The following is a 4,918-nucleotide window of genomic DNA, read 5'->3' on the forward strand; positions in this document are numbered from 1 at the left end:
TTTATCACCCCCATTGGTGTGTTGGGGGATGACGCGGGGGGGCTGGGCCCGGCGCTACCCCAAAAACATCAGGCCGCCTTTCGGCGGCCTGATGGTCAGATCATTCAAACGTGCGCTGTCAGAAGAAAATCGCGTACAGGATCAACAGCGGAATCGGCACGCCCAACAGCCAGAGCAGAATCATTTTCATGGCAGGTCTCCTTGCATGGAATGCGGGTTACAGGTCGCGGCGGCGGCCGCCCCAGGTGGCGCTGAGGCTGGCGAAGAACGCACCGATCAGCAGGGTGATGAACAGCCACAGCGCGGCATAGGCGGTGGCTTTGCGGGCGTCGTCAGCCGCCTGCTTGGCCGTGTTCTTGGCCTTTTCCAGCGCAGTACGCATGCGCGTCTGCACGTCGGTCACGCGGGCCTGCGCTTCGGCCGGGCTCATGCCGGTCTCGCGGGCGATCAGCTGCGAGAGATACTGCGTGTCGGCCGGATCCAGGCCATCGCCCTGCAGGCTGTTGACGATGATGCGGTTCACTTCGGCGCGCACTTCGCGACGGTCGCCCATCGGGCCGTGGCCCGGCATCGGGCGCGGCGGCGGGGCCATGCGGGCATCACGCGGGCCGGTGCCTGCGGCCGGCGGCGGCGGCGCAGCCGGGTCCATCGGCGCGGCGCCCGGTGCGCCCGGCGCCGGCGGTGCGCCTGCGGCGTCCGGGCCCGGATTGGTGGCGTTGCGGAACAGCGAATCGACCCAGTAGTTGAGGTCGCCTTCCGGTGCCGCAGCAGCGGCGCTGCCCGCACCTGCAGCCGCCACACCGGCGGTGGAAGCTGCGGCGCCTGCGGTGGCACCTGCAACCTTGGCACCGGCACCCAGCACGCCACCGATGGCCGAGGTCAGCAGGCCGGCGGTGAGCAGCGTGGCCACGGCCCACGACACGAAGCCGTGTGCGGTATCGCGGAAGTAGGTTTCATCGCCGTGGATCTGTGTCCACTTGGTGCGCAGGCGCCCGGCCAGGTAGCCGCCCAGGCCGGATGCGGCCAGCGCGGTAAAGGTGAGCCAGGCGATGCTGGACCAGCCGAAGGTTTCCTTGCTGACCCCTTCGAACGACCACGGCGAGACCGAGGACAGGCCCAGGCCGACGCCGAGGATCAGCAGGACGAGCGAGAGCGCGGCGGCGGCGGCGGCACCGGCGAAGATCGCGCCCCAGGACACGGCGCTTTCGCTGGGCGGCGCGACGATGGGGGCGGTGACGACAGTGGCGACGTCGGGCCCGAGCGGGCCGCGCTCGGGTGGATCGAATCGGGTACTCATGGGTGGACGCTCCGTATCGGGTGCTGCGGGTGCAGCGTGCGTCCTGAGGCTGCGCGAGCGGTTGTGAAGCTGGTGAGACCCTTGAATCACGCGGTCTTGGCGCCGGTGGATCCACACGAAGGGCGCAAAGGCGTGCCAACCAAGGTTGGCATCTACCAAGGCAAGAGCCGCCAGGCATGGCCCGGCGCTACCGGAGCACGGCGCCGACGGCGAACGTCAGTAGATCCACGCCATGCGTGGATGGTTTTTGCGCGGACGCGCATACCAAGGCAGGAGCCGCCGGGCATGGCCCGGCGCTACCGGGGCACGGCGACGACGGCGAACGTCAGTAGATCCACGCCATGCGTGGATGGTTTTTGCGCGGACGCGCATACCAAGGCAGGAGCCGCCGGGCATGGCCCGGCGCTACCGGGGCACGGTGCCGACGCCGAGCATCAGTAGATCCACGCCATGCGTGGATGTTTTTTGCGCGGACGCGCATACCAAGGCAAGAGCCGCCGGGCATGGCCCGGCGCTACCGGGGACGGTGCCGACGCCGAGGGCATGCGCGACGCAAAAAAAAACACCCCGCAGTGCGGGGCGTTCTTCTCACAACTTACCGCAGGCGATCAGCCCTGGTAGTCGCGCACGTCGCTGCCGGTGTAGACCTGGCGCGGACGGCCGATCTTCATTTCCGGGTCGACCTGCTGTTCCAGCCAATGCGACACCCAGCCGGAGGTACGGCCCAGGGCGAACATGACGGTGAACATTTCGGTCGGGATCTGCAGCGCCTTGTAGATGATGCCGCTGTAGAAATCGACGTTCGGGTACAGCTTGCGGGCGACGAAGTACTCGTCCTGCAGCGCGGCCTGTTCCAGCTTCACGGCCACGTCCAGCAGCGGATCCTGCACGCCCAGCTGCTTGAGCACCTTGCCGGTCATCTCACCGATGACCTTGGCGCGCGGGTCGAAGTTCTTGTACACGCGGTGGCCGAAGCCCATCAGGCGGAAGCCGGAGGTCTTGTCCTTGGCCTTGACCACGGCGGACTCGACGTTGTCGGCAGTGCCGATCTCTTCCAGCATCTTCAGCACGGCTTCGTTGGCACCGCCGTGGGCCGGACCCCACAGCGCGGTGACGCCAGCGGCGACCGACGCGTACGGGTTGGCACCGGTCGAACCGACCAGGCGCACGGTCGAAGTCGAGGCGTTCTGCTCGTGGTCGGCGTGCAGGATGAACAGCAGGTCCAGTGCCTTGACCACGTCCGGGTTCAGATCGTACTGGCCATCGGCCGACTCGAAGGTCTGCTTCAGGAAGCGGCTGACGTAATCCAGCGAGGTGTCCGGCTTGTTGGCCGGCAGGCCCTTGCCGTGGCGGTAGATCAGGGCCGACAGGGTCGGCACCTTGGCGATCAGGCGCACGGCAGCCTGGCGGCGCTGTTCGGCGTCGGACAGGTCCAGCGAGGCGTGGTAGATGCCCGACAGCTGCGCGATGGCGGCGGTCAGGATGGCCATCGGGTGGGCATCCTTGGCGAAGCTGCCGATCAGGGTGTTGATCGACGGATCGACGTTGGCTTCGGCAGCCAGCTCATCGGTGAAGGCCTTCAGCTGCTCGGCGCTCGGGCGCTCGCCGTTGATCAGCAGGTAGGCCACTTCGACGTAGCTCGACTTTTCCGACAGCTGTTCGATCGGGTAGCCGCGGTACAGCAGCACGCCCTTGTCGCCATCGATGTAGGTGATGGCGGACTTGCAGCTGGCCGTGGCGGTGAAGCCGGAATCGTAGGTGAAATACCCCGTTTCCTTGGTCAGCTTCGCAATGTCGACGCAGTCGTTGCCAAGGGTGGGTTTGATGACGGGCAGAACGACCGACTTGTCGCCGGCGTTGAGCGTGACCTGATCAAGATCGGACACTGTGTGCGCTCCTTCATGGGAAGGCGCCTGCCCAAGCGCATTGGTCAGGCACGTGAATGACGTCCTCGGCCTGTGCCGGGGATCAGGTCATTATCGCACAGCAGCATTTGTCGGGTGCTAGACGGAAGTCGTAGACGACGGGCAGGGGCAACCCTGCCGGCAAGCGGCCTTGATGGGCAAAGACGCCATCCCCTGAACGGTCTGTTCCGCCATTCCAAACGCCCGTTGGGTGGGCGCCGGACAAAAACAAACGGCCGCGCAAAGCGCGGCCGTCGGTTCGAAGCTGGATCGACGGATCAGCGCGCGTAGCGCTTCTGGAACTTGTCGATACGGCCCGAGGTGTCGATCACCTTGTGCTTGCCCGTGTAGAACGGGTGCGAAGCCGAGGAAATTTCGACCTTGACCAGCGGGTATTCGTTACCGTCGGTCCAGGTGGTGGTTTCCTTGGTCGCCATGGTGGAGCGGGTCAGGATCTTGAAATCGGAAGTGACGTCTTCGAAGACGACGTCGCGGTAGTTCGGATGGATATCGGCCTTCATGGGCTCACACCGTAAATGGGCTGGTGGTCAAGAGCGGCATTATAAACACCGGTTGCCGCGCGGGGCAACCGGTGTTTGCACATCGGGCTCAGATCGCGCCCAGCGCCTGGCGGACCAGGGCCTCGAAACGGGCCTGGTCGTAGGCCATCAGCAGGTCGCAGTTGTCCGGCTGGCCGGTCTGGCGGTTCCAGTCGACGATGGTGGCGCCGCGGCTGAACGTGCCGTTCAGTTCCACGTTCAGCGGACGCGATTCCACCTGCAGCTGGCCTTCCGGGTTCAGCGCCCAGGCCATGGCCACCGCATCGGCGGTGTACCAGCGGCCACCCTTGGCGTCTTCGGACAGCGCGCGGGTCTTGCGCGAGATCAGCTCGTAGAAGCGAGCGCGGTCGGAATCGGCCTGCAGCCACTGCTCCGCCTGCTCCAGCGGCAGACCGTGGGCGACAGTGGCCTCCCAGTCGGACACCAGCAGGTGCTTGAACGAGGTGAACACCACATGCGCCGCTTCGGGGTCGAAGGCGATGTTGAATTCGGCCGCCGGGGTGATGTTGCCGTGGCAGGTGACGGCACCGCCCATCACCACGATGCGCTTGATGCGCTGTGGCAGGGTCGGGTCCAGCTTCAGCGCCAGCGCCAGGTTGGTCAGCGGGCCAAGCATCACCAGCATCAGCTCGCCGGCGTACTGGTGCGACAGGCGCAGGATGGCCAGCGCGGCGTGTTCGGCCTCGGCCTGGCGGCTCGGCGGCGGCAGATCGACATCACCGTAGCCATCGCGGCCGTGCACGTGGGCAGCGTCCATCGACGGGTGGATGAGCGGATCGGGGCTGCCAGCGAACACCGGCACGTCGGTGCGGCCGACGATGTCGCAGAGCTTGAGGGCGTTGCGGACGGTGTAGTCGAGGCCGACATTGCCGGCGGCGATGGTCAGGGCGACCACGTCGTGCCGTTCATCGGCGAAGGCCATCAGCAGGGCCAGGGCGTCATCCACACCGGGGTCGGTGTCGATCAACAGCGGGATCTTGTGGGTCATCGTTGCCGTCTTCAGATCGGCAACGAAGTGTGGACCGGGTTGATGACCGTTGCAAGTACGGGGGTTGGGGTTCGGCAGGGCTGCGCCCTGCACCCGCAGAGGCAGGAGCAACAGCAACGTCAAAAGCTGGCTTTCTGGGGGATGGCGGGGTGGGTCCGGTTGAGGGGGA

The 4,918-nt window shown here is 66.3% G+C and carries 4 protein-coding genes; all 4 read right to left on the minus strand.

The window, feature by feature from the left end:
• Positions 1–217: 217 nt before the first annotated feature.
• Positions 218–1,297, minus strand: a complete 1,080-nt coding sequence (locus tag IAE56_RS20555; RefSeq protein WP_200753793.1) for a hypothetical protein — start codon at positions 1,295–1,297, stop codon at positions 218–220.
• Between the two features lie 608 nt (positions 1,298–1,905).
• Complete coding sequence (locus IAE56_RS20560) at positions 1,906–3,183, minus strand: citrate synthase (protein WP_200753794.1); 1,278 nt, start codon at positions 3,181–3,183, stop codon at positions 1,906–1,908.
• A gap of 296 nt (positions 3,184–3,479) precedes the next feature.
• Positions 3,480–3,722, minus strand: coding sequence for a type B 50S ribosomal protein L31 (locus IAE56_RS20565; RefSeq protein WP_079223041.1), 243 nt, complete (start codon positions 3,720–3,722; stop codon positions 3,480–3,482).
• 88 nt (positions 3,723–3,810) lie between these two features.
• The gene (locus IAE56_RS20570) at positions 3,811–4,749 is read right to left on the minus strand and encodes a nucleoside hydrolase (RefSeq protein WP_200753795.1); all 939 of its coding nucleotides are present in this window, start codon (positions 4,747–4,749) and stop codon (positions 3,811–3,813) included.
• Positions 4,750–4,918: the final 169 nt, after the last annotated feature.

This window comes from Stenotrophomonas sp. S41 (genome assembly GCF_016624625.1).
Classification (GTDB): domain Bacteria; phylum Pseudomonadota; class Gammaproteobacteria; order Xanthomonadales; family Xanthomonadaceae; genus Stenotrophomonas.

Excerpts from the sequence above, each read along its gene's own strand:
- IAE56_RS20555 (WP_200753793.1), bottom strand. The coding sequence starts at position 1,297 with ATGAGTACCCGATTCGATCCACCCGAGCGCGGCCCGCTCGGGCCCGAC.
- IAE56_RS20565 (WP_079223041.1), bottom strand. The coding sequence starts at position 3,722 with ATGAAGGCCGATATCCATCCGAACTACCGCGACGTCGTCTTCGAAGAC.
- IAE56_RS20570 (WP_200753795.1), bottom strand. The coding sequence starts at position 4,749 with ATGACCCACAAGATCCCGCTGTTGATCGACACCGACCCCGGTGTGGAT.